The following is a 22199-nucleotide window of genomic DNA, read 5'->3' as shown; positions in this document are numbered from 1 at the left end:
TTTCATGAACCTGACGCCCCGCGAAAAGGACAAGTTGCTCATTTCCATGGCCGCGATGGTCGCCCGCCGCCGCCTGGAGCGGGGCGTGAAGCTGAACCATCCGGAAGCTGTCGCCCTGATCACCGATTTTGTTGTCGAGGGGGCCCGTGACGGGCGCACCGTTGCCGACCTGATGTCCGCGGGCGCCAAGGTACTGACACGCGACCAGGTGATGGAAGGCGTGTCCGAGATGATTCACGATGTTCAGGTCGAGGCCACCTTTCCTGACGGCACCAAGCTCGTGACCGTGCACGAACCGATCCGCTGACCGCAATTTCCAAGGAGACGCGCATGATCCCCGGAGAACTGTTTCCCGCCGAAGGCGAAATCGAACTGAACACAGGCCTTGAGACCGTGACGGTGGAAGTCGCCAACACGGGTGATCGGCCGATCCAGGTCGGCAGCCACTATCACTTCTTCGAAACCAATGAAGGCCTGTCTTTCGACCGGGAAAAGACCCGCGGCATGCGCCTGGATATTCCGGCAGGCACAGCCGTGCGCTTCGAGCCCGGCCAGTCCAGATCCGTGACACTGGTGCCTTATCGCGGCAGCCGCACGGTCTACGGCTTCAACCAGAAGGTCATGGGCGAATTGTGATCAGATCCGCATCATCTCTTTCGTTTTCGCTGATCGGGCTCGGTCTTCTGCTCGCCGGACCTGTCGCCGCGCAGGAAACACCCAACTGCGAAAATGCCATGACGCAGTCGGAGATGACCCAGTGTGCCAACATCGACTGGCTGAAGGCGGATGCGGAGCTGAACGCGGTCTACAGATCCGCAATGGAAAAGATGACCGAGACCGACGCTTATTTGCCGGAAGGGCTGAAAGGGGCGGTCGAAACATTGCGCGAGGCCCAGCGTGCCTGGATCCCCTATCGTGACAAGGCCTGCGACGCCTACGGCTTTCTGGCCCGCGGCGGAACCATGGAACCCATGCTGGTCTACGGCTGCCGCGCAGATCTGACCCGCAACCGCATCGACGAGTTGAGACAGCTCGGCGAAGGTCTGGGGAATTGATGCCTGTGCGCGGTGTGACCCTTCCTGCTTTAGCCCTGTTTCTGGCCACCGCCGGCACGGCGGTTGCTGAGGAAGAAAAGGTCAATGACAACATCGACTGCGGCTATCCGCTGACCGAAGCCGAACGCAGCTTTTGTGCCGACAAGGCCCTGAAAGACGCTGACACGCGCCTGAAGGAGGCCTTCGACCGGCTGCGTGCACGGCTGGTCGAGATCGATGCGGAATTGCCGGAACACCTGAAGGGCGCCCCCGCCAGCCTCGACGATGCCCAGGCCGCCTGGAAAACCTACGCCGACAAGGATTGCACCGCCTACAGCTTCCCCTTCAGGGGCGGCACACGCGGCAACGAACTGTACCGGAACTGCCTGATCGTCCTCACCATGAAACGCACAGAGGATCTGGATGCGACGGTTGAGGACTACGCGAATTAAACACACCGATTTCTGATCGCCGATTGGAGACTAGATATGGCCTACAAGATGCCCCGCGCCGCTTATGCGGACATGTTTGGACCGACAACCGGCGACAGGCTGCGCCTTGCGGATACCGATCTCATCATCGAGGTGGAAAAGGATTTCACCACCTATGGCGACGAGGTGAAGTTCGGTGGCGGCAAGGTTATCCGCGACGGCATGGGCCAGTCCCAGGCACCCCGTTCCGCCGGCGCCGTCGACACGGTCATCACCAATGTGCTGATCATCGACCACTGGGGTATCGTCAAGGCCGATGTCGGGCTGAAGGACGGCCGGATCGTCGGCATCGGCAAGGCCGGCAACCCGGATGTCCAGAACGGTGTCGACATCATCGTCGGTCCCGGCACGGAAGCGATCGCCGGGGAGGGCAAGATCCTCACCGCAGGTTCGATCGATGCTCATATCCACTACATCTGCCCGCAGCAGATCGATGAAGCCCTGTGCTCCGGCGTGACCACCATGATCGGCGGTGGCACCGGTCCGGCAACGGGCACCAACGCGACCACCTGTACGCCCGGCCCGTGGCACATCACCCGGATGCTTCAGGCTGCCGACAGCTTTCCGATGAACCTTATCTTCGCCGGCAAGGGCAACGCCTCCCTGCCTGCCGCGCTGGAAGAGCAGGTGATGGCAGGGGCTGCTGCCCTCAAGATCCACGAAGACTGGGGCTCCACACCGGCAACCATCGACAACTGCCTGTCGGTTGCCGATGAATACGACGTCCAGGTGATGATCCACACCGACACCTTGAACGAGTCCGGTTTTGTCGAGAACACCACCGCTGCGTTCAAGAACCGCACCATCCACGCCTTCCACACCGAAGGCGCCGGCGGCGGCCACGCACCGGACATCATCAAGGTGGTTGGCGAACCCAACGTCATTCCGTCGTCCACCAACCCGACACGGCCTTACACGGTCAACACGCTGGAAGAGCATCTCGACATGCTCATGGTCTGTCACCACCTGCACAAGGACATTCCGGAGGACGTTGCTTTTGCCGAAAGCCGCATCCGCAAGGAAACCATTGCGGCGGAAGACATTCTTCATGACATGGGTGCTTTCTCGATCATCTCCTCCGACAGCCAGGCCATGGGCCGCGTCGGCGAAATCATCATCCGCACCATGCAGACCGCGCACAAGATGAAGGTGCAACGCGGCCGCCTTTCGGATGAAACCGGCGAGAACGACAACTTCCGGGTCAAGCGCTACATGGCCAAGACCACCATCAACCCGGCCATCGCTCATGGCCTGGACGAGTACATCGGCTCGGTTGAGGTCGGCAAGCTGGCCGACCTTGTGCTCTGGGACCCGAAATTCTTCGGTATCAAGCCGGCGCTGGTGCTGAAGCTCGGCTCCATCGCGACCGCTCCGATGGGCGATCCGAACGGGTCCATCCCGACACCGCAGCCGGTGCATTACCGGCCGATGTTCGCCTCCTACGGCAAGATGCTGACGCACAGCCGTGTCACCTTCGTGTCCCAGGCGGCCTATGACACCGGCGTCAAGCACAAGGCAGGTCTCGACAGCCTGGTGCTTCCGGTCAAGAACACCCGTGGCGGAATCTCCAAAAAGTCGATGATTCACAACAACATGATGCCAAAGATCGAAGTGCATCCGGAAACCTACGAGGTGCGCGCCGACGGCGAACTGCTGACCTGCGAACCTGCCGAAGTGTTGCCGATGGCCCAGCGCTACTTCCTGTTCTAAGCTCCGCAAGAACGCGTTCGGGAGAGGAAAGGCATGTATAAGATCGTCGGATTTCCGCGGACCCGCGCCATGCGGGTAATGTGGCTGCTTGAGGAACTGGGCGAACCCTACGAGGTTGACCCGGCTCTGCCGCAGTCGGATACCGTCAAGGCGCTCAATCCAAGCGGCAAGGTGCCCGTGCTGGTCGACGGTGACGCCGTCATCACCGATTCCGTCGCAATCTGTACCTATCTGGCCGACAAGCACGGCCGGTTTACCTTTCCTGCCGGAACTCTTGATCGCGCCCGTCAGGACAGCATCACCCAGTTCGGTGTCGATGTGCTGGAAGGCGCGCTCTGGACCGCTGCGAAGAACACCTTCATCCATCCCGAAGATGTCCGTGTTCCGGCGGTCAAGGACGTCTGCCGGCGCGAATTCGAGCAAGGCCTGAAAACGCTGGAAACGCTGATCGGTGACGGTCCCTATGCCATGGGCGAAACCTTCACCATTGCCGACATCATCGTCGGGCACTGCTCCGGCTGGGCACTGGCCGCCAAATTCGACCTGCCCAAAGAAGGTCCGGTCTACGATTATTTCAAACGCCTCAGGGAGCGTCCCGCTTTCCAGGCCATGATGGCAAAGGTGATGGAAGCCGCATGATCCGCGTCGCGAAAATCCACAAGGCCGAAACTTGGACCGGCGATGTCACCGACCGGGTCACGCTTGACCGGGAAGACCGGTATCGGCGCAGGGCAGTCCTGACAGGCGCAGCCGGATTGACCTTCCTGCTGGATGAACCGATGGCGATCCATTTGCGCCATGGCGACGGGCTGGAACTTGAAGACGGTCGGATCGTCGAAGTTCTCGCAGAACCTGAGGCAGTGGTCGAAATTCACGCCGACGACACCGCCCACCTGGTGAAGATCGCCTGGCATCTGGGCAACAGGCACCTGCCGACACAGCTCATGGGCAACACCCTGCGGATCCGGCGGGACCACGTGATTGAAGACATGGTGGAAAAGCTCGGCGGCCGGCTGACCAGGCTATCCGCGCCCTTCGACCCGGAAGGCGGCGCCTACGGCCATGGTCGCACCCACGGCCACGATCATGGTCACGGTCATTCGCACGACCATGAGCACGGGCATAGTCACGACCATGGGTCCGGGCATTCCCATGACTGAGCCCTCAACGCCCCGATTACCCCTGTCGCCCCAGGCGCTTTACCGGCTGCAGGCCTTTCTGTCGCCAGCCTTTCCCATCGGCGCCTTTACTTACAGCCACGGGCTGGAACAGGTGATCGAGCAGGGCGGGGTGGCAAGTGCGGCGGAACTTGGCGTCTGGCTGCGTGAAATCCTCCGCTTCGGCGCTGGACGAAGCGACGCCATCCTGCTGAAGGAAACCTACCGGGCCGCTCTTGCGGGAGAACGAGCGACCGTTGACGAGCTGCGTGACCTGGGGCTGGCCCTGCAACCCTCCAGGGAGCGGCATCTGGAATCCAGTGCCCAGGGCAGCGCCTTTTTCAGAGCCGTGTGCAACAGCTGGATGCCGGAAGCGGGCACCGAGGCCACACGCCTGTTTCACGAATTCGCGGGCGAGGAAAACACCTCCTGGCCTTACCCGGTAGTGCTGGGACTGGCAGCTGCGGCTCACGGCTTGCCGGTGGATGCCGCGCTTCACTGTTTCCTGCATGCTTTCGCGGCCAATCTGATTTCCGTTGCCGTGCGGGTGGTGCCGCTTGGCCAGAGCGACGGCCAGAAGGTGCTGGCAGGTCTGGAACCGGTGATCTTCGAAATTGCAGAAGAGGCCGAGGCGGCAGGTCTTGACGATCTCGGCACCTCCACCTTCCTTGCAGATATCGCCTCCATGGCACATGAAACCCAGTATTCGAGGTTGTTCCGTTCATGACTTCCCAAAATGGTCCCTTGCGCGTCGGCATCGGCGGTCCCGTCGGTTCCGGCAAGACCACGCTGACCGACAAGCTGTGCAAGGCCATGCGCGACCGCTACTCGCTCGCCGTCATCACCAATGACATCTACACAAGCGAGGACGCCGAAGCCCTGATGCGCTCGCAGGCCTTGACCAGTGACCGCATTCGCGGTGTCGAGACCGGCGGCTGCCCGCATACGGCAATCCGTGAAGACGCCTCCATCAATCTGGCCGCCGTGGCGGACCTGACCAAAAGCATCCCGGATCTCGACCTGATCCTGATCGAATCCGGCGGTGACAACCTCGCCGCAACCTTTTCACCAGAGCTCGCCGACCTGACGATTTACGTGATCGATGTTGCCGCCGGCGAGGAAATTCCGCGCAAAGGCGGGCCGGGCATCACGCGCTCCGATCTCCTGATCATCAACAAGACAGACCTTGCGCCCTATGTCGGCGTCAATCTGGAGGTCATGGACCGGGATGCAAAGAAGATGCGCAAGGAACGACCCTTTGTCTTCGCCAATACAAAGGCGGGAGAGGGCGTCGAATCCGTGGTAGACTTCATCGTCCAAAAGGGTGGGCTGAACGCTTAAATCTTCGATGTTGATGGCCGAATGATCGCTGGCAGACAGGATGCCTGCGCGCATAACAATGCGCTCTGGTGCGATGCGGTCCTGAAAACCGCAGGTGCGAAAACCGAATTTCATGCAGGGTTCTGGTGCGCTCGGGACAAGGCCCTGCCGCTCTATCCGAACATCGTCACCCTGTCGCCGAAGCAGGGAGCGGATTTTTATGCCGCGCTGCCCGATTTGCCGCAGGGGGCCGGGGTGAAGGACAAGTTTCGACAGTCTGGACCTGGCACCTTACGGCTTTCAGAGGCTTTTTACCGGCACCTGGCTGTTTCGTCCGCCGCCAAGTGCCAAACGTGCCCCGATCAGCTCCGATTGGCACAAGGTGGCGACATCGGAAAGCCTGAAGAAGTGGCTGGCGGGCTGGAACGAGAACGAAAGCCTCCATGCCGTTTTCCCGTCCAGACTGCTGGAACGCAAAACCATCGATTTCGCCGCCATCATCAAGGACGGCAAGGTGAAGGCAGGAGCGGTCTTCAACACCGGTCCGAAGCTTGACGGCAAGGATATCCTTGGCCTTTCAAACGTCTTCTGCCGCAAGAGCTGGCTCTACAGTGCTCTGCATGATCTTCTGGAACCGTTTCCGAACAGGTCGATTTGCACCTACGAAAATGATGCAAGCGTGCTACCGGTCTATCGGCAACTCGGTTTCGAGCCTTGCGGACAGCTTTCCGTCTGGCTGAAACAGTAGCTCCGGACAGAGCGAAGCCCGCAACTTTACAGCTGCGGGCTCCGATTTTCGTTGATGACCGGTCGCGCTATTTCACCGTCACGGTCTGCCGCGCAACGATTTCCGCGTCACCTGCGGACAGCACGAAGCGCAGCTCGTAAGTACCCGGCTCTTCCGGTGTCCGCACCTCCACAACGCCGTTGGAGATGTTGTCCGCAATCTCCCAGGCCCCCGGTGCCGTACCCCAGGCATCCTGAGACGGTTCGGCGAAACCGATGAAGTTGCTGCTGTTGGCAGGGCCGCTCGCCTTTACGCTGACATAGCTGGCAGCCGGAACTTCGGACGGGCCCTCCAGCGTCACCTTCGGATCCGTGATCTTCAAAGGTTGGCTGGCCAGGATCTTCGATCCGTCGGACGTCGAGAGAATGTAACGCAGCTCGTAATCGCCCCGAGCCAACGGCGCGATGATCGAAACACTGTCCCCATCCGGACGTTCGTAGGTCACATAGGCCGAAGGGTCGGAGCCGACCGGCGCGATGCCGATCCAGTCGTCGGGCGCCTTCGGGCCGCTCCAGGTCACGTTCAGTCTGCCGGCCGCCTCAACCGTGCTGTCGGCCTGAAGCGTTGCTGCACTTTCGCCAACGGTTAGCGGTTGGCGCGTCAGGATCGTCTGGTCGATGCCGGTGACATAGATGACGTCATAGGTGCCGGCTTCGCTCGGTGCCTGAAGGGTGACGGGAGACCCATCGGCAGTGCCTTTCCAGCGGCCCTGGTAATCGTCAACCGTGCCGTCCTTCGGAACGATCCCGATCCAGTCCTCCGGCCCGTTCGGACCTTCAAAGGCAATCTCCACCGGCTGACCGGCGGCAACTTCGGGGGCGTAGGTCAGGATTGCCTGAACTTCGGTCACTTTGATCGGTGCCTTGGCCAGAACACGTTCACCGCTATCGGCCCAGACATAGACGATTTCATAGTCGCCCGGCTGGGTTGGCAGGGCCAGTTTGGCGGGATTACCGTCGCGCACATACACCCAGAGATCCCGTTCGAGCCTGTTTCCGTCCGGGGTGACGACACGCAGGAAATCACCATCCAGGCCCGGGCCTTCAAAGGCAACTTCCAGCAGCGAGGTTGCAGGTGCTTCAGGGGAGGCGGGCGTGACACGCGCCTCGGGAAGATTGCCGTCGAGAAGAACAGTCTGCTGTCCGCCCTTGTCGGACACCTCAAGCGATGCACCGCCTGCCTTTTCACCAAGTTCTGCACTGACGACGTAGGATCCCGGTTCGAGCTCGACCTCGACGCTGCCACCTGTCATGCCGGACGCCACCACGGTCTCGTCGTCGACGGTGGCCACTGTCCATTGCACGGGGCCTGAAACAGGCTGGCCGCTTTCCTTGTCCGCCGCTGTCAGGACTGTCACAGGCAGCGGCGCTTTTTCCTCAACCGCAGCGACGCTTTCCTTCAGCGCTTCGGTCAGGCCGTCGGCGTCCTTGGCGTTCCAGTAAGTGCCGCCTGTCAGATGCGCAATACAGGCAATCTTGGCCTGATCCGCCTTGGAAGCAATGTCGAAACCGATGACATGGGCCTTGAAATCGACACCGGACTTGGCAAGTGCCTCGGCGAGGGCGCAAGGATCTCCGCCGCAGGTCTCGATACCATCGGAGATCAGGATCAGCCGTCCCGGGCGGTCGTTCTGCGCCAGAAGTTCCGCGGCCTGCCGAAGTGTTTCGGTAATCGGCGTCTTGCCGCGCGGCGTGAGCGCCTTGACGCTTTGCACCAGTTTGGAGCGGTCCAGCTCACTCACCGGCACCAGCGTTTCCACATCGCCGCAATCGGCCTTGCGGCGGTGACCATAGGCCATCACGCCAGCCCTGGTTCCATCCGGAAGACCGGCAACAAAACCTTCGAAGGCAGACCGGGCAATTTCCGCTTTCGCGGTACCGTCGATCTGGCCCCACATGGAATTGGAAGAATCCAGGACGAACAAAAGATCAGAAGGTGTGTTCGTCTGTGCCCCTGCAGGGGACATGAACATCGTGCCGCCGATGAGGGCGGCTCCCATAAGTCGAAACACAGGTCGCTTTGAAAAGAGCATGAAACCTTGGGCTCCTGTAATGAATTTTCGAAAAAGCCTTATCCGGAAAGGAGATAGGCGAGACGGGCCGAATTTAGAGACACTTGCAATCCCGAAGTGTGATAAAAGTCGCAAGTAGACAGAATTGCCAAGGAAAAAATGACGTTGGGAGACCTGCAATGATGTTCGACGGTATCAACCTGATTGCAGTTGCTGCGGCCGCCATTGTGTCTTTCCTGTTCGGCGCGCTCTGGTACGGCATCCTCGGCAAGGCCTGGATGAACGCCGCCGGTCTGACCAAGGAGCAGACGAGGCCAAACCCGGTTGTCTTTGCAACGGCCTTTTTCTGCCAGATCATCATGGCATTCGTCTTTGCGGGCGTGATCTATCACACCGGTGGAACCGATATCAGGAACGGCATCATCTCCGCGCTGATGATCTGGGTCGGCATCGTCATGACCACGCAGATCGTCAACCACCGCTTTCAAGGGCTGTCCTGGAACCTGACGCTGATCGACGGCGGTCACTGGCTCGGGGTACTGCTTGTCCAGGGTATCGTGATCGGATGGCTGAGCTGACGTGATCGCCGGGAAATACGCGTAAATCCGTACGAGATTGAAGGTCTTAGGCCTTGCCATAGACCAAAGACTCGCCGACTAAAGTACCAAGTCTAGGTTCTGGACGCTTTGAGGGGCCATACGCATAATGGCCCCGGCAAAACAAGGCCGCGGAAGGGAGAACTCGCTTACCGCAGGTCCAATTGTGGTTTCTGGGAGGTTTCACATGACTGAGTCCGTATTTCCCGTTCCCGCGGAGGTTGCCGCGCGGGCGCATGTCGACAATGCCAAATATCAGGAAATGTATCAGCGTTCCGTGGAAGACCCCGACGGCTTCTGGGGTGAGCACGGCAAACGGGTGGACTGGATCAAGCCTTTCACCAAGGTGAAGAACACTTCCTACGACTATCACAACGTTTCGATCAAATGGTTCGAGGACGGCACGCTCAACGTTTCGGCCAACTGCGTTGACCGCCACCTGGAAAAGCGCGGCGACCAGCCCGCGATCATCTGGGAAGGCGACGACCCGAACGAGCACAAGGTCATCACCTACAAGGAACTGCACCGCGAGGTGAACAAGTTCGCCAACGTGCTGCACGGCCAGGGTGTCAAGAAGGGCGACCGCGTCACCATCTATCTACCGATGATTCCGGAAGCAGCTTATGCAATGCTTGCCTGCGCCCGCATCGGCGCTGTGCATTCCATCGTCTTCGGCGGATTTTCACCGGACAGCCTTGCCCAGCGTATCGAGGATTGCGCCTCTGAATGCGTGATCACGGCAGACGAGGGCCTGCGCGGTGGCCGCAAGGTGCCGTTGAAGGCCAATGTCGACAAGGCTGCTGAAAAAGCGCCGGTAAAGAGCGTCATCGTGGTCAAGCGTACCGGCGGCGACATTGCCATGCAGGCCGGCCGAGACGTCTGGTACCACGACGAGGCGGACCGTGTGTCCGACCATTGTGCACCGGCGGAGATGAACGCGGAAGATCCGCTCTTCATCCTCTACACTTCCGGGTCGACCGGCAAACCCAAGGGTGTGATGCACACCACCGGCGGCTACCTGGTCTACGCCTCCATGACCCATGAATATGTCTTCGATTATCACGAAGGCGACGTCTACTGGTGCACGGCGGATGTGGGCTGGGTCACCGGTCACAGCTACATCGTCTACGGCCCGCTTGCCAACGGCGCCACCACGCTGATGTTCGAAGGTGTTCCGACCTATCCCGGTCCGGGCCGCTTCTGGGAAGTGTGCGACAAGCACAACGTCAACATCTTCTACACGGCACCCACCGCGATCCGCGCCCTGATGGGCGCCGGCGACGAACACGTCACCAAAACCTCGCGCAAGTCCCTGCGTCTTCTGGGGTCCGTTGGCGAGCCGATCAATCCGGAAGCCTGGACCTGGTACTACAATGTAGTTGGCGACAAGCGCTGCCCGATTGTCGACACCTGGTGGCAGACCGAAACCGGCGGCATCCTGATCACCCCGCTGCCGGGCGCAACCGACCTGAAGCCAGGTTCCGCCACCCGTCCGTTCTTCGGCGTCCAGCCGGCGATCGTCGACGCGGAAGGCAAGTTCCTGGAGGGGGCAACGGAAGGCAACCTTGTCATCAAGGACAGCTGGCCGGGCCAGATGCGCACGGTCTATGGCGACCATGAGCGCTTCGTCCAGACCTATTTTGCCACCTACAAGGGCCTCTATTTCACTGGTGACGGCTGCCGTCGTGACGAGGACGGCTACTACTGGATCACCGGCCGCGTCGATGACGTCATCAACGTTTCCGGTCACCGCATGGGCACGGCGGAAGTCGAGAGCGCACTGGTGGCGCATCCGAAGGTTTCCGAGGCCGCTGTGGTCGGCTATCCGCACGACATCAAGGGACAGGGCATCTATGCCTATGTCACGCTGATGGAAGGCGAAGAGCCGAGCGACGACCTGAAGAAGGAACTGGTGAAGCATGTTCGTTCGGAAATCGGGCCGATTGCCTCTCCGGACCTGATCCAGTTCGCACCCGGCCTGCCGAAGACCCGGTCGGGCAAGATCATGCGCCGTATCCTGCGCAAGATCGCCGAAGACAGCTTCGACAGCCTGGGCGACACCTCGACCCTGGCCGATCCGACCGTCGTCGACGACCTGATCGACAACCGCCAGAACCGCGGCTGACCGGCACACTCCGGACTATGAAATGCAAAAAGGCTCGCCACCCGGCGAGCCTTTTCAGTTTGGTCGACCCGTCCCAAAAAGCTTCGATTACCTCGAAACGTAGATCTGCTGGATCTTCTTGGCGATATTGGCAAAGGCGTTGATCAGCTCGTCCGAACTCGTTGCCTTGTAGAAATTGCCCGTGCTGGCGCAGGACTGCATGTTTCTCGACCCGGCCGAGGTGTTGCTGGTGCCGAAATAGACGCCGAAGATCGAAATTCCTTCGTCCTTCATGGCCTGGCAAAGCGCGCGCTGAGCCGTTGAGGAATTGTTGCTGTAGCTCTCGCTTTCGCTGCGTTCCTGCCACTGATTGATCGTAACCGTCTCACACTTGTACTGCCAGCCATGGCGTCTGGAATAAACCCAGTCGCATTCTTCCCGTTCGCCGATGTATTCGTAGTACCGGTTGTTATCCCCGTCGGTCATGATGATCGCGAACTTGAGAACATCCTCGTTGTCATAAGGCTCCGGCTTGCTTGCAAGGGGCCATACGTCCGAATAGTTCGGCGAGATGCTGTTCCAGCCCCAGACCACGCCGGTCTGGCCTGCCGTACCGCCGTTATCATCCAGGTCGGCGATCGCATCGAGCAACTCGTCCCGGTCGGATGTCAGCGGGATCATCTTCGACGTGCTGGAACAATTGTTGCTGCCACCGCCGTAAAACACGGCCTTCGGCGGCGGATCGGTCTTGTCGTAGTAATTGTAGGTCTTGTCGGTGTAGCGAACTTCGTAGAGATCTTCGCCGTCGTCGTAATCCTGGCGTTCCGTCACGCATTTGCTGCTGTCGGCATAGCCGAAGAGGCCGCCCTTCACCTTGGAAGCGTAAGCTCCTAGGTTGACCCCCTGGCTGTATGGCACCAGCGAGATACGGACCTTGCTTTCGGATTCTTCGGTTCCATCCGGGATCAAGATGTTCACCAGGCCTTCGGAGGCATCCCGCAGCGTATCCATGTCGTTGCGCATGGACCCGGTAACGTCGACGACGAGGGCCAGTTCGACGTCAAAGCGTGAGTAGGTGACCTGTGAGCTCGTTCCGAAGCTGAATGTTTCCGGGCCGAGGGCACTCTTGCCGTATCCGCCCATGTCGATGAAGTAGTTCTTGAGAGAGGCCGTGGACGTTACCTTGATGGTGCCGTTGTCCGGATCGACGACGAAATCGAGATTGTCGATTGCCTCGTCCAGGAATTCGACGTCGGCCAGGTTGGCCTTGAAGGAATCCGCCAGTGCCTGTTTGATCTGGTCGTCGCTCATGACGCTGGTCGACAGGTCCGCCGCGACCGAAAGTGCCGCGGCATCAATCGCAAAGGACAGTTTTTCGCGCGCATTCACCGTTCGGGACACGTCGATGGTAATCCCCGCGATCACGACGATCAGGATCACCAGCATACCGAAAATGGGCAAAATGGATGCTTTGCGGTCGCCGGTAAACTCTGCAAGCAGGGGTCGGCAAATGAGACGCTTCAAATACTGCATTACTGCCTCGTCATTTTGTGAGACAGTTACTCTAGAAAAGTACCTAATTCCTTAAACGGAATGTAGAAAATAGGGGGTTGTTTCCGTTTGGTAAACCAATCGGAAAGAATCGAGACTGACGCTTTTCGCTGGCCGGTCGTCCGGCAGGTCTTATTTGGACAGGTAGATCGACTGGATCTTCCGCGCGATGTTTGCGAACGCTCCTATGAGTTCATCGGACGATGCAGCCTGATAGTAGTTTCCCTGGCTTGCGCAGGACTGCATGTTTTTTGCCCCTGCGGATGTATTGCTGGTTCCGAAGTAAACTCCGAAAACCTGGATATTGGCAGCCTTCATGGCCGCACAGATGTCTCGTGAGCGGACGGAAGAGGTGTTGTTGTAGCTTTCGCTTTCACCTGTTTCCCGCCAGGCGTTCACGGCCACTGTGCTGCATTGCCAGGTCGACTTGCCGTTTTTCTTGACCCAGCCGCACTGCTCCTCCTGTTCGATATATTGGTAATACCGGTTGTTGTCGCCGTCAGTCATGATGATCGCGAACTTGAGCGTATCGCCGTCTGAATAGGCCGCAGGCGCGCTGTCCGCAGGCCATACGTTGGCGTAGTTCGGCGACAGGCTGTACCAGCCCCAGGCAACCCCGGTCTGACCCGCGGTACCGCCAGTGTTGTTGAGAGCGGAAATCGCCGGCAGCAACGTGGAGCGGCTCTTGGTCAATGGCACCAGCTTGGACGTGGACGAGCAACTGCTGCTGCCCCCGCCAAAAAAAGTCTGTGCCGGAGGAGGGCTGGACTTCTTGTAGTAGTTATAGGGATCGTCCGTGAGCATGACCTCATAGGTGGAATAATCCTGACGTTCCGTGACGCAGTTGCCGCTGACGCTGTAGAAATCGCCGCCCTTCACCTTTTTTGCATAGGTGCCGAGGTTGACGCCCTGGCTGTAGGGAACCAGCGAAATGCGCACCTTGGCATCGTCTTCTTCCACGTCCTCGGGCAGCAGGATGTTGACCACCGCCGTCGAGGCATCGCGCAGCGTGTTCATGTCACTTGAGGACATCGAGCCGGTGACGTCCACCACAAGGGCCAGCTCCACATTGAACTTGGAATAGGAGACCTGTGAACTGGTTCCGAAGGCAAAGGTCTCCGGACCCAGGTTCTTCATCATGTAGCCACCGAAATCGATGAAGTAATTCTGCAGGCTGGCCGTCGAGGAGACCTTGATGGTTCCATTTTCCGCATCGACCACAAAGGTCAGGTTCTTGATGGCTTCGGTCAGAAACTCGGCGCCGTCCAGGTTGGACTTGAAGGAATCCGTCAGCGCCTGCTTGATCTGTTCATCCGTCATGAGCGATGTCGACAGATCCGCCGCCACGGACAGTGCGGCTGCATCGATCGCATAAGACAGCTTCTCACGGGCGTTGACCGTGCGCGAAACGTCCACGGCTGCGCCCATGACGACGATCAGAAAAATCACCATCAACGCAAAGATGGGCAGCACGGCCCCTTCACGTTGCGTGAGAAATCGTCTGTTTATTTTGAAATTCCAGAAAAGAAGAGACATGTATGGCGCCGCCTCAAGGGAGATAAAGACAGCTACTACACACTTTAAGAAAAAACAGTGAATGAACTTTGGGAACGAGGTTAAAGCCTCGTTAAAATCAAATATTCAACGGCATAAATACATCCACTGGATGTCAACTGCCAGTTGCCTGCAACGTGGAATAGGCGCTCCGACGCAGACGCTTTCGAGCCGTCACAAGGGCTTTTGATGACCCCGCCTGAAGGCTCGCAATACGTACCGGGGACTACGGTTCCAGCTCGGTATCCCAGTAGAGGAAATCCAGCCAGCTATCGTGCAGATAGTTGGGCGGGAAACCGCGGCCGTTGTTGTGCAGGTCCTGGATGGTCGGCTGGAACGGCATGTGCATCGGCCACATGTTCAGTTGCTGGCACGACTTGTTGGACTTGCGCAGATTGCAGGGGGAGCAGGCGGTGATGACATTGTCCCAGGTCGTCAGACCACCCTTGGAACGCGGCACAAGGTGGTCAAAGGTCAGCTCATCCTTGGAGCCGCAGTACTGACACTGGAATTTGTCGCGGAGAAAGACGTTAAATCGGGTAAAGGCAGGGTATCGGCTGGGTTTCACGAAGGTCTTGAGAGAGACCACACTGGGTAATCGGAACTCGAAGCTCGGACTTCGAACCGCTGCATCGTATTCGGCAACGATGTTCACCCGGTCCAGGAACACAGCCTTGATGGTATCCTGCCAACTCCACAGCGACAGGGGGTAGTAGCTCAAAGGCCGGTAATCCGCATTGAGCACCAACGCCGGATGGGCGCCCGACGAAACCGCTATCGTCACCTTCCGCTCCTCATTCCCAGAGCATGCCGAATCCACACGCGGATGCGTTGCTCTAACGACTTACGTTGGATCAACTTCCAGCAATCAGGTGCCAACTGACAGCGCGTTGACCTGTCGGAATGTCCGTTATCCGGTCAATCGGACAGCGGAACAGTCCTTTTGTGACGGGAGTATTGTAGTGCCGAGGTGACAGTCTTGTGAAGCCCGGGAAAATCATTTCTGAGTGCAGTTGTCGCCAGATCAGACCCGGCAAAGGATTTTTCTTAACTACATGAATTATTTACGCAAAAGCAAAATCCCCTGCGTCATTGTGACTGTTTTACGGGGAGAAGCAAAAAGGGCGCCTTGCGACGCCCTTTCTCATCAACCGAAATGCGGTCGAATCAATTCGTCGTCCACTCGCGGATATCGACAAAATGGCCGGCGATTGCCGCCGCTGCCGCCATGGCCGGCGAAACAAGATGGGTCCGGCCCTTGTGACCCTGACGGCCTTCGAAGTTGCGGTTGGACGTCGACGCACAGCGCTCGCCCGGCTTCAGCTTGTCCGCATTCATGGCAAGGCACATGGAGCAGCCCGGCTCACGCCATTCAAAGCCTGCTTCCTTGAAGATGACGTCCAGACCTTCTTCCTCGGCCTGTTCCTTCACCAGACCAGAGCCCGGGACAACCATGGCGCTGACGCCTGCTGCCACCTTGTGGTTGCCGATGACGGCCGCCGCAGCACGCAGGTCTTCAATGCGACCGTTGGTGCACGAACCGATGAAGGCGCGGTCGATCTTGATGTCGGTGATCTTGGTGCCCGGCTGCAGGCCCATGTATTCCAGGGCGCGCTTCTTGGACTCGCGGCGGTTTTCATCAGCGATTTCGGCCGGATCCGGCACGACACCTTCCACCGAGATGACGTCTTCCGGAGACGAGCCCCAGGAAACGATCGGCGGCAGGTTGGCGGCGTCCAGCTCGATGACCTTGTCGAAATAGGCGTCTGCATCCGAATGCAGGGTCTTCCAGTAGCCGAGAGCCATGTCCCAGGCTTCGCCCTTGGGCGCCTTGGGGCGGCCTTCGATGTACTTGTAGGTGATTTCGTCCGGTGCAATCAGGCCTGCGCGTGCACCAGCCTCGATGGACATGTTGCAGACCGTCATGCGGCCTTCCATCGACAGGGCACGGATTGCTTCGCCGGCATACTCGATCACGTAGCCGGTTCCGCCTGCGGTGCCGATCTTGCCGATGATGGCCAGAACGATGTCTTTCGCGGTGACGCCGGCAGGGATCTTGCCGTCGACCTTCACCAGCATGTTCTTGGCTTTCTTCTGGATCAGCGTCTGCGTGGCCAGAACGTGTTCCACTTCGGATGTGCCGATACCGTGGGCGAGGGAGCCGAAAGCGCCATGGGTGGAGGTGTGGCTGTCGCCGCACACAATGGTCATGCCGGGCAGGGTGAAGCCTTGCTCGGGACCCACGATATGAACGACGCCCTGACGCATGTCGAGTTCGGAATAATATTCGATGCCGAATTCCGCCGCGTTCTTGGCCAATGTGTCGACCTGCAGGGCCGATTCCGGATCATCGATGCCGTGACGGCGGTCGGTGGTCGGAACGTTGTGGTCGACCACGGCAAGCGTCTTCTCCGGCTGGCGCACCTGGCGGCCGGCCATGCGCAGGCCTTCGAATGCCTGCGGGCTGGTAACTTCATGCACCAGGTGGCGATCGATGTAGAGCAGACCGGTTCCGTCCGGCTGCATGTCGACCACGTGGTCGTCCCAGATCTTGTCGTAAAGCGTCCGTGCGTTGGCCATGGGTCTCTCCTCGGTCCATCCGAGCAAACGGTCAAACGGTCTAAAGTTTGCGAAATGCCCGGTGATGCCCGTCGCGGCGCGTCCAGCCGCAAGGGTCTATCCTCGTTTATCGTAGCTAGTGAATGACGCAGCGCCGCCTGAAGGTCAAGCGTTCCGAGTTGAGCTGAATTCAACTCAGATTGACCGGCGCAGGAAGAACGGGGCGCAAAACCCCGGATTTGCATCGGGCTGCGCCTGGGTTTGGCGCAAATGCAAAAAAGGCGGCCCGAAGGACCGCCTTTTCGAAACGTTTTGCCGGGTCGGCTTATTCGGCTGCGTTCTCTGCAGCTTCCTTGGCAGCGGCCTTGGCTTCTGCAGCAGCTGCCTTGGCAGCAGCCACTTCCGCACGCACTTCTTCGTTGAGGCGCTTGGAACGAGCATTGGTGTTTTCGACGATACGGGCAGACTTGCCGCGACGGTCGCGCAGGTAGTAGAGCTTCGCGCGACGGACCTTACCGCGGCGAACCACTTCAACGCCTTCCAGCATCGGGGAGTAGACCGGGAAAACGCGCTCGACGCCTTCGCCGTAAGAAATCTTGCGAACCGTGAAGCTCTCGTTGATGCCGCCGCCGGAACGGGCGATGCAGACGCCTTCGTAAGCCTGGGTACGGGTACGCGTACCTTCGGTGACCTTCACGTTGACGCGAACGGTATCACCAGGAGAAAATTCCGGCAGCTTGCGCTGCTCTTCGATTTTCGCCATTTCCTCAGCATTGAGCTGCTCGATGATGTTCATGGCATATTTCCCTTTTGAATTACAAAGCGGTCAGAGCGTTTTCCGGTTTTGGCCGGAAACGGGTTCACCGACTTTGGGCCATGTTGCTTGTCGGCTGGACTTTCCTGATTTTCCGGTCCTTTTGGTCCGGTTCAGGACGCAGGTCTTTCCAAGGAAAAGACACAACTTCACCCAGCTTCGGCGCGCGTATACAGGAAATTTGCGCCACTGTCATGCGGATTCTTCAATCCACGTCGTCTTCATCCGCCATATAGGCATCCCAGAGATCCGGCCGCCGCTCGCGTGTCAGGCGCTCGGCTTCGGCCATGCGCCACTCGTGGATCTTCCGGTGATTGCCCGAGGTCAGAACCTCGGGAATGGTCAGGCCTTCGAACTCGGCCGGCCGCGTGTATTGCGGGTGTTCCAGCAGGCCACCTTCGAAGCTTTCGGTTTCCGCACTGTCCATGTTGCCCATGACGCCAGGGATGAGCCGGACAACAGCGTCCAGCATGGTCAGCGCGCCGATTTCGCCGCCGGACAGGATGTAGTCGCCGACGGAGACTTCCTCCAGACCGCGCGCGTCGATCACCCGCTGGTCGACCCCTTCGAACCGGCCGCAGACGATAACTGCGCCAGGGCCTTCGGCAAGTTCATGCGCACGGTCCTGGGTAAAGGGCGCCCCGCGCGGGCTCATCAGGAGCCGCGGGCGCGGGTCCTCAGCGGGTGCCGCCGCATCAATGGCCCTGGCCAGGATATCGGCCCTGAGCACCATACCGGCACCGCCACCGGCCGGTGTGTCGTCAACAGAGCGGTGTTTGTCCGTTGCAAAGTCGCGGATCTGGCTGGTTTCCAACTGCCAAAGCCCCTTGTCCAGCGCCCGGCCCGAAAGGCTGTGGCCCAGGGGCCCTGGAAACATGTCCGGGTAGAGCGTCAGAATGGTTGCCTTGAACGTCATTACGCCTGTCAGTTCTGCTGATTGGCCGGTATGCCCGGGTCCAAACCCGGTCATTGGTTAACGAGCCGTTTACCGCTTTCCTAAAAACCTGTCGAATTCTTCAGGGTAGCCGCCGGAAAGAAAGCTCTGATTAAGGCTCGCAGTATAAAGTGGCAAGAGCGTTTCAATCGGGTTTATTGCCGTGGCAAAATTTCCAGTCCTGCGTTTCAAGCTTCCCCGTTTCATTCAGGTGCATGTCGACCGCCACTATCTCGACATTTCCCTGAGCCGCGTGCTGCCCCTGTTCGCCTTGATGACCTTCGGCGTGCTGGCCGGCCTTGTGTTCAACACCGGCGTCGGCCACCCCTATGACAAGGTCATCCATATCGGCTTTTTCGCACTTCTGACCCTGTCGATCCATGCGCTGTTCTGTTGCCGGCTGCGTATTTCCGCCGTCGTCGCCTTCGGCATGGGTCTCGCGGGTGAAGTGGTGCAAGGCTTCATTCCCCACCACGAAATGTCGTTGCAGGATGCCTTTGCCAACGGGATCGGGGTTGCACTGGTCGTCGCACTGATTGCGCTGAAGCGTTCCGAGGTTCGGCAGGCTGTTCGCCAGGACGTTCCCGCGGAGGAGCGCGAAGAGCTCAACCTACGCAAGATGGGCTTGCAGCCCGTGCCAACGCGTTACCTGTCCGGCTCGTCTTCAGAAGGCTCAGGAGCTCCTTCGGAGAAGTAATCCTCCGGCAGCGAAGCGCTGACCCGGCCGTTCTCCAGATCGATCTCCGGCACGAATTCCTTCGTGAACGGAACATAGAAGCTGCGGCCGCGTTTTGGCCGGACTTCCAGCAGATCGCCGGCTCCGAAATCCTGCACCGCAATGATCTTCCCGAGTGTCTCGCCAGTCTGGTCGAGCACATCGAGGCCGGTCAGGTCGGAATAGTAGAATTCGTCTTCTTCAGGTTCGGGCAGCTGGTCACGGTCGATAAAGAGATCGACACCGTTCAGCTCTTCCGCCTGGTTGCGGTCCGCGATCCCCTTGAACTTGGTGATCACCACCGTCTTCTGCACCCGCGCCCGTTCCACCTCGAAGGACCGTTTGCCGTCCCGGGTGGTCAGAATGCCATAATCGGCAAAGGAAAGCGGGTCATCGCCGTAAGGTTTGACCCGCACTTCCCCGCGAATGCCATGCGCCGCACCGATCTTGGCCATCAGTACCTTCTGATCGTCCTTGGACGTCATCTCAAAAGGCTCCCTGGCCAATGTCTTCCGGTGCGGCTTGGCGCATCTGCTTATTCGGCAGCTGCTTCTTCTGCCGGAGCGGCAGCAGCTTCAGCGGCAGCAGCAGCTGCTTCTTCTTCAGCCTGACGCTTGGCTTCAACGCGTTCCTTCGCCTTTGCGCCCAGCTCGGCTTTCTTCGGGTTGTTGCGCGGCTCACGCTTCAAGAGGCCGGCAGCATCCAGGAAACGGTGAACGCGGTCGGTCGGCTTTGCGCCGCTGTCCAGCCAATGCTGAATACGCTCGACGTTCAGGGTCACGCGGTTTTCGGAATCCTTCGGCAGCATCGGGTCGTAGGAACCGACCTTTTCGATGAAACGGCCATCGCGCGGGGAGCGGATGTCAGCAACAACGATGCGGTAATACGGGCGCTTCTTGGAACCGCCACGTGCCAGGCGAATTTTCGTAGCCATTTTTATGTCTCCAGTTTGTTCAGTTGCCGGCTTCAGCGGCAATGGCTTCGTGGTGCCGGATCACTTCCTTGACGATGAAGTTCAGGAATTTCTCGGCAAAGTCAGGATCGAGGTTGGCGTCGCCCGCAAGCTGGCGCAGCCGTTCGATCTGAATTTTCTCCCGCGCCGGATCAGCCGGCGGCAGGTCGTTGGTGGCTTTCAGCACACCCACTTTCTGGGTGCACTTGAACCGTTCGGCGAGCATGTGAACAAGAGCCGCATCAATGTTGTCGATGGACGCCCGAAGAGCCTTCAGTTCGCGCAAGGCGGGGCTTTCACCCAGCTTGTTCTCCGCTTCGCTCATCGTTTCTTGCCTTTGCCCATACCCGGAAACCCGGGAAGTTTCGGACCGCCGAGGCCCGGAAGGCCCGGCATGCCCATGCCTGGCGGCAGACCGCCGCCCAACCCGCCGGGCAGGCCTTTCGGCATTTCCATGCCGCCCGGCAACTGGCCGGACTTGGCCATTTCTTCAAGCTGCTTGGGATCGACATCCGGCATTCCGCCGCCGCCAAGGCCGCCCATCAGCTTGCCCAGCATGCCTTTGCCCTTGCCCATCTTCTTCATCATGTCCGCCATCTGGCGGTGCATTTTCAGAAGCTTGTTGACGTCGGCAACATCCATGCCCGACCCGGCTGCAATACGCTTCTTGCGGCTGGCCTTGAGCAGTTCGGGCTTCTGACGCTCGGCCGGTGTCATCGATTCGATGATGGCGACCTGACGCTTGAACATCTTGTCGTCGATGTTCGAGGCCTCGATCTGCTTCTTCATCTTGCCGATGCCCGGCAACATGCCCATCATGCCGGACATGCCGCCCAGCTTTTCCATCTGGCGCAGCTGCTCGGCGAGATCTTCCAGGTCGAAGTGACCCTTCTGCATCTTCTTCGCCATTTTCGCGGCCTGTTCCGCGTCGATGGCTTCTGCAGCCTTTTCCACCAGCGAGACGATGTCGCCCATGCCCAGGATGCGGTCGGCGATCCGGCGCGGGTGGAAGTCTTCAAGTGCGTCTGATTTTTCGCCGGTACCGATCAGCTTGACCGGCTTGCCGGTGACCGCCTGCATGGAGAGCGCCGCACCGCCGCGGCCGTCGCCGTCCATACGGGTCAGGGCGATACCGGTGATGCCGACGCGCTCATCGAAACTCTGCGCCAGGTTGACGGCGTCCTGACCGGTCAGGCTATCCGCCACCAGCAGGATTTCATGCGGCTGGGCAGCGGCTTTCACCTCTGCCATTTCAACCATCAGCGGCTCGTCGATGTGAATACGGCCAGCGGTGTCGAGCATGACCACGTCATAACCGCCGAGCTTGGCGGCGGACATGGCCCGCTTGGCAATTTCGACCGGGCCCTGGCCGGCAACGATCGGCAGCGTGTCGATGTCGTTCTGCTCACCCAGAACCTTCAGCTGCTCCTGGGCAGCCGGACGGCGGGTGTCGAGCGATGCCATCAGCACCTTGCGCTTGTCGCGCTGGGTCAGGCGACGGGCAATCTTGGCCGTGGTGGTGGTTTTACCGGAGCCCTGCAGACCGACCATCATGATCGCCACCGGTGCCGGAGCGTTCAGGTCGATCGGATGGGCTTCTTCACCGAGCATCTCGACCAGCTGGTCATGAACGATCTTCACGACCATCTGGCCCGGGGTCACGGACTTGACCACCTCGGCACCGACGGCGCGGTTGCGTACCTTGTCGGTGAAGGAACGTACGATCGGCAGCGCAACGTCAGCCTCGATCAGCGCGCGGCGGATTTCGCGCAGCGCCTCGTTGACGTCGTTTTCCGACAGCGCACCGCGGCCGGTGAGCTTGTCGAAAATACCGCTTAGTCGATCGGACAGGCTTTCAAACATCAGTAGTCCTTGAATAGTCTCGGTTTCGGGAAGTCTCCCGAACCATA

Annotated in this window: 24 protein-coding genes; 13 read left to right on the top strand and 11 right to left on the bottom strand. The window is 59.5% G+C overall.

Annotated elements, in window-relative coordinates; translation table 11 throughout:
• The first annotated feature begins 4 nt into the window (after positions 1-4).
• The 10 genes from J7447_RS20900 (at position 5) to J7447_RS20855 (ending at position 6460) form a co-directional block, all read left to right on the top strand.
• Positions 5-307, top strand: coding sequence for an urease subunit gamma (locus tag J7447_RS20900; RefSeq protein WP_006936842.1), 303 nt, complete (start codon positions 5-7; stop codon positions 305-307).
• A 23-nt stretch (positions 308-330) separates the two neighbouring features.
• Entirely contained in the window at positions 331-636 is a 306-nt protein-coding gene (locus tag J7447_RS20895; RefSeq protein ID WP_023002504.1) for an urease subunit beta, read from the top strand.
• Positions 633-1055, top strand: a complete 423-nt coding sequence (locus tag J7447_RS20890) for a lysozyme inhibitor LprI family protein (RefSeq protein ID WP_023002503.1) — start codon at positions 633-635, stop codon at positions 1053-1055. The genes J7447_RS20895 and J7447_RS20890 overlap by 4 nt, the downstream gene beginning before the upstream one ends.
• Positions 1055-1486 (top strand): lysozyme inhibitor LprI family protein, encoded by a 432-nt coding sequence (locus tag J7447_RS20885; protein ID WP_209170784.1) that lies wholly within the window; start codon positions 1055-1057, stop codon positions 1484-1486. The genes J7447_RS20890 and J7447_RS20885 overlap by 1 nt, the downstream gene beginning before the upstream one ends.
• 36 nt (positions 1487-1522) lie before the next feature.
• Entirely contained in the window at positions 1523-3235 is a 1713-nt protein-coding gene (gene ureC / locus J7447_RS20880; RefSeq protein ID WP_023002501.1) for an urease subunit alpha, read from the top strand.
• A gap of 33 nt (positions 3236-3268) precedes the next feature.
• Positions 3269-3874: a glutathione S-transferase family protein gene (locus J7447_RS20875; RefSeq protein ID WP_209170783.1), complete on the top strand. Its 606-nt coding sequence runs from the start codon at positions 3269-3271 to the stop codon at positions 3872-3874.
• Entirely contained in the window at positions 3871-4395 is a 525-nt protein-coding gene (locus J7447_RS20870; RefSeq protein ID WP_209170782.1) for an urease accessory protein UreE, read from the top strand. The genes J7447_RS20875 and J7447_RS20870 overlap by 4 nt, the downstream gene beginning before the upstream one ends.
• Positions 4298-5119 (top strand): urease accessory protein UreF, encoded by an 822-nt coding sequence (locus tag J7447_RS20865; protein ID WP_286189407.1) that lies wholly within the window; start codon positions 4298-4300, stop codon positions 5117-5119. Before J7447_RS20870 ends, J7447_RS20865 begins: the two co-directional genes overlap by 98 nt.
• Complete coding sequence (gene ureG / locus J7447_RS20860) at positions 5116-5733, top strand: urease accessory protein UreG (protein ID WP_023002497.1); 618 nt, start codon at positions 5116-5118, stop codon at positions 5731-5733. The genes J7447_RS20865 and ureG overlap by 4 nt, the downstream gene beginning before the upstream one ends.
• A 361-nt stretch (positions 5734-6094) precedes the next feature.
• The gene (locus J7447_RS20855; RefSeq protein ID WP_209170780.1) at positions 6095-6460 is read left to right on the top strand and encodes a hypothetical protein; all 366 of its coding nucleotides are present in this window, start codon (positions 6095-6097) and stop codon (positions 6458-6460) included.
• A gap of 67 nt (positions 6461-6527) precedes the next feature.
• On the opposite strand, the gene J7447_RS20850 is transcribed toward J7447_RS20855, so the two are convergent.
• On the bottom strand, positions 6528-8531 hold the full coding sequence (locus tag J7447_RS20850) for a VWA domain-containing protein (RefSeq protein ID WP_209170778.1): 2004 nt from the start codon (positions 8529-8531) through the stop codon (positions 6528-6530).
• A gap of 158 nt (positions 8532-8689) precedes the next feature.
• Here J7447_RS20850 and J7447_RS20845 point away from each other — a divergent pair, with 158 nt between their 5' ends.
• A complete protein-coding gene (locus J7447_RS20845) occupies positions 8690-9088 on the top strand; it encodes a DUF1761 domain-containing protein (RefSeq protein WP_023002494.1) in 399 nt (132 codons plus the stop codon).
• Positions 9089-9293: 205 nt separating this feature from the next.
• Positions 9294-11231: an acetate--CoA ligase gene (acs, locus tag J7447_RS20840; RefSeq protein ID WP_023002493.1), complete on the top strand. Its 1938-nt coding sequence runs from the start codon at positions 9294-9296 to the stop codon at positions 11229-11231.
• Positions 11232-11318: 87 nt separating this feature from the next.
• On the opposite strand, the gene J7447_RS20835 is transcribed toward acs, so the two are convergent.
• The 6 genes from J7447_RS20835 to trmD form a co-directional block, all read right to left on the bottom strand.
• Entirely contained in the window at positions 11319-12743 is a 1425-nt protein-coding gene (locus J7447_RS20835; protein ID WP_023002492.1) for a TadE/TadG family type IV pilus assembly protein, read from the bottom strand.
• A 150-nt stretch (positions 12744-12893) separates the two neighbouring features.
• Positions 12894-14234, bottom strand: a complete 1341-nt coding sequence (locus tag J7447_RS20830) for a TadE/TadG family type IV pilus assembly protein (protein WP_209170777.1) — start codon at positions 14232-14234, stop codon at positions 12894-12896.
• A gap of 307 nt (positions 14235-14541) precedes the next feature.
• A complete protein-coding gene (locus J7447_RS20825; RefSeq protein WP_006936861.1) occupies positions 14542-15099 on the bottom strand; it encodes an HNH endonuclease in 558 nt (185 codons plus the stop codon).
• Positions 15100-15482: 383 nt separating this feature from the next.
• Positions 15483-16895, bottom strand: coding sequence for a 3-isopropylmalate dehydratase large subunit (gene leuC, locus J7447_RS20820; RefSeq protein WP_023002489.1), 1413 nt, complete (start codon positions 16893-16895; stop codon positions 15483-15485).
• Between the two features lie 304 nt (positions 16896-17199).
• Positions 17200-17670: a 50S ribosomal protein L19 gene (gene rplS, locus J7447_RS20815; RefSeq protein WP_023002488.1), complete on the bottom strand. Its 471-nt coding sequence runs from the start codon at positions 17668-17670 to the stop codon at positions 17200-17202.
• 223 nt (positions 17671-17893) lie between these two features.
• On the bottom strand, positions 17894-18604 hold the full coding sequence (trmD, locus tag J7447_RS20810) for a tRNA (guanosine(37)-N1)-methyltransferase TrmD (protein WP_209170776.1): 711 nt from the start codon (positions 18602-18604) through the stop codon (positions 17894-17896).
• 181 nt (positions 18605-18785) lie between these two features.
• Here trmD and J7447_RS20805 point away from each other — a divergent pair, with 181 nt between their 5' ends.
• Positions 18786-19319 (top strand): antibiotic resistance protein VanZ, encoded by a 534-nt coding sequence (locus tag J7447_RS20805; RefSeq protein ID WP_075282740.1) that lies wholly within the window; start codon positions 18786-18788, stop codon positions 19317-19319.
• Here the strand turns inward: J7447_RS20805 and rimM are convergent.
• The 4 genes from rimM to ffh are packed head-to-tail and all read right to left on the bottom strand — an operon-like array spanning position 19268 to position 22152.
• Positions 19268-19822: a ribosome maturation factor RimM gene (gene rimM, locus J7447_RS20800; RefSeq protein ID WP_023002485.1), complete on the bottom strand. Its 555-nt coding sequence runs from the start codon at positions 19820-19822 to the stop codon at positions 19268-19270. The two genes, J7447_RS20805 and rimM, sit on opposite strands and share 52 nt — an antisense overlap.
• A gap of 50 nt (positions 19823-19872) precedes the next feature.
• A complete protein-coding gene (gene rpsP, locus J7447_RS20795) occupies positions 19873-20271 on the bottom strand; it encodes a 30S ribosomal protein S16 (protein WP_023014459.1) in 399 nt (132 codons plus the stop codon).
• 19 nt (positions 20272-20290) lie between these two features.
• Positions 20291-20614: a chorismate mutase gene (locus J7447_RS20790; RefSeq protein ID WP_023002483.1), complete on the bottom strand. Its 324-nt coding sequence runs from the start codon at positions 20612-20614 to the stop codon at positions 20291-20293.
• Complete coding sequence (gene ffh / locus J7447_RS20785; protein WP_023002482.1) at positions 20611-22152, bottom strand: signal recognition particle protein; 1542 nt, start codon at positions 22150-22152, stop codon at positions 20611-20613. Before ffh ends, J7447_RS20790 begins: the two co-directional genes overlap by 4 nt.
• Between the last annotated feature and the right edge of the window lie 47 nt (positions 22153-22199).

The sequence above is a fragment of the Labrenzia sp. R5_0 genome (genome assembly GCF_017743835.1).
Classification (GTDB): domain Bacteria; phylum Pseudomonadota; class Alphaproteobacteria; order Rhizobiales; family Stappiaceae; genus Roseibium; species Roseibium algicola.
This window is presented reverse-complemented; position numbering and strand designations above follow the sequence as displayed.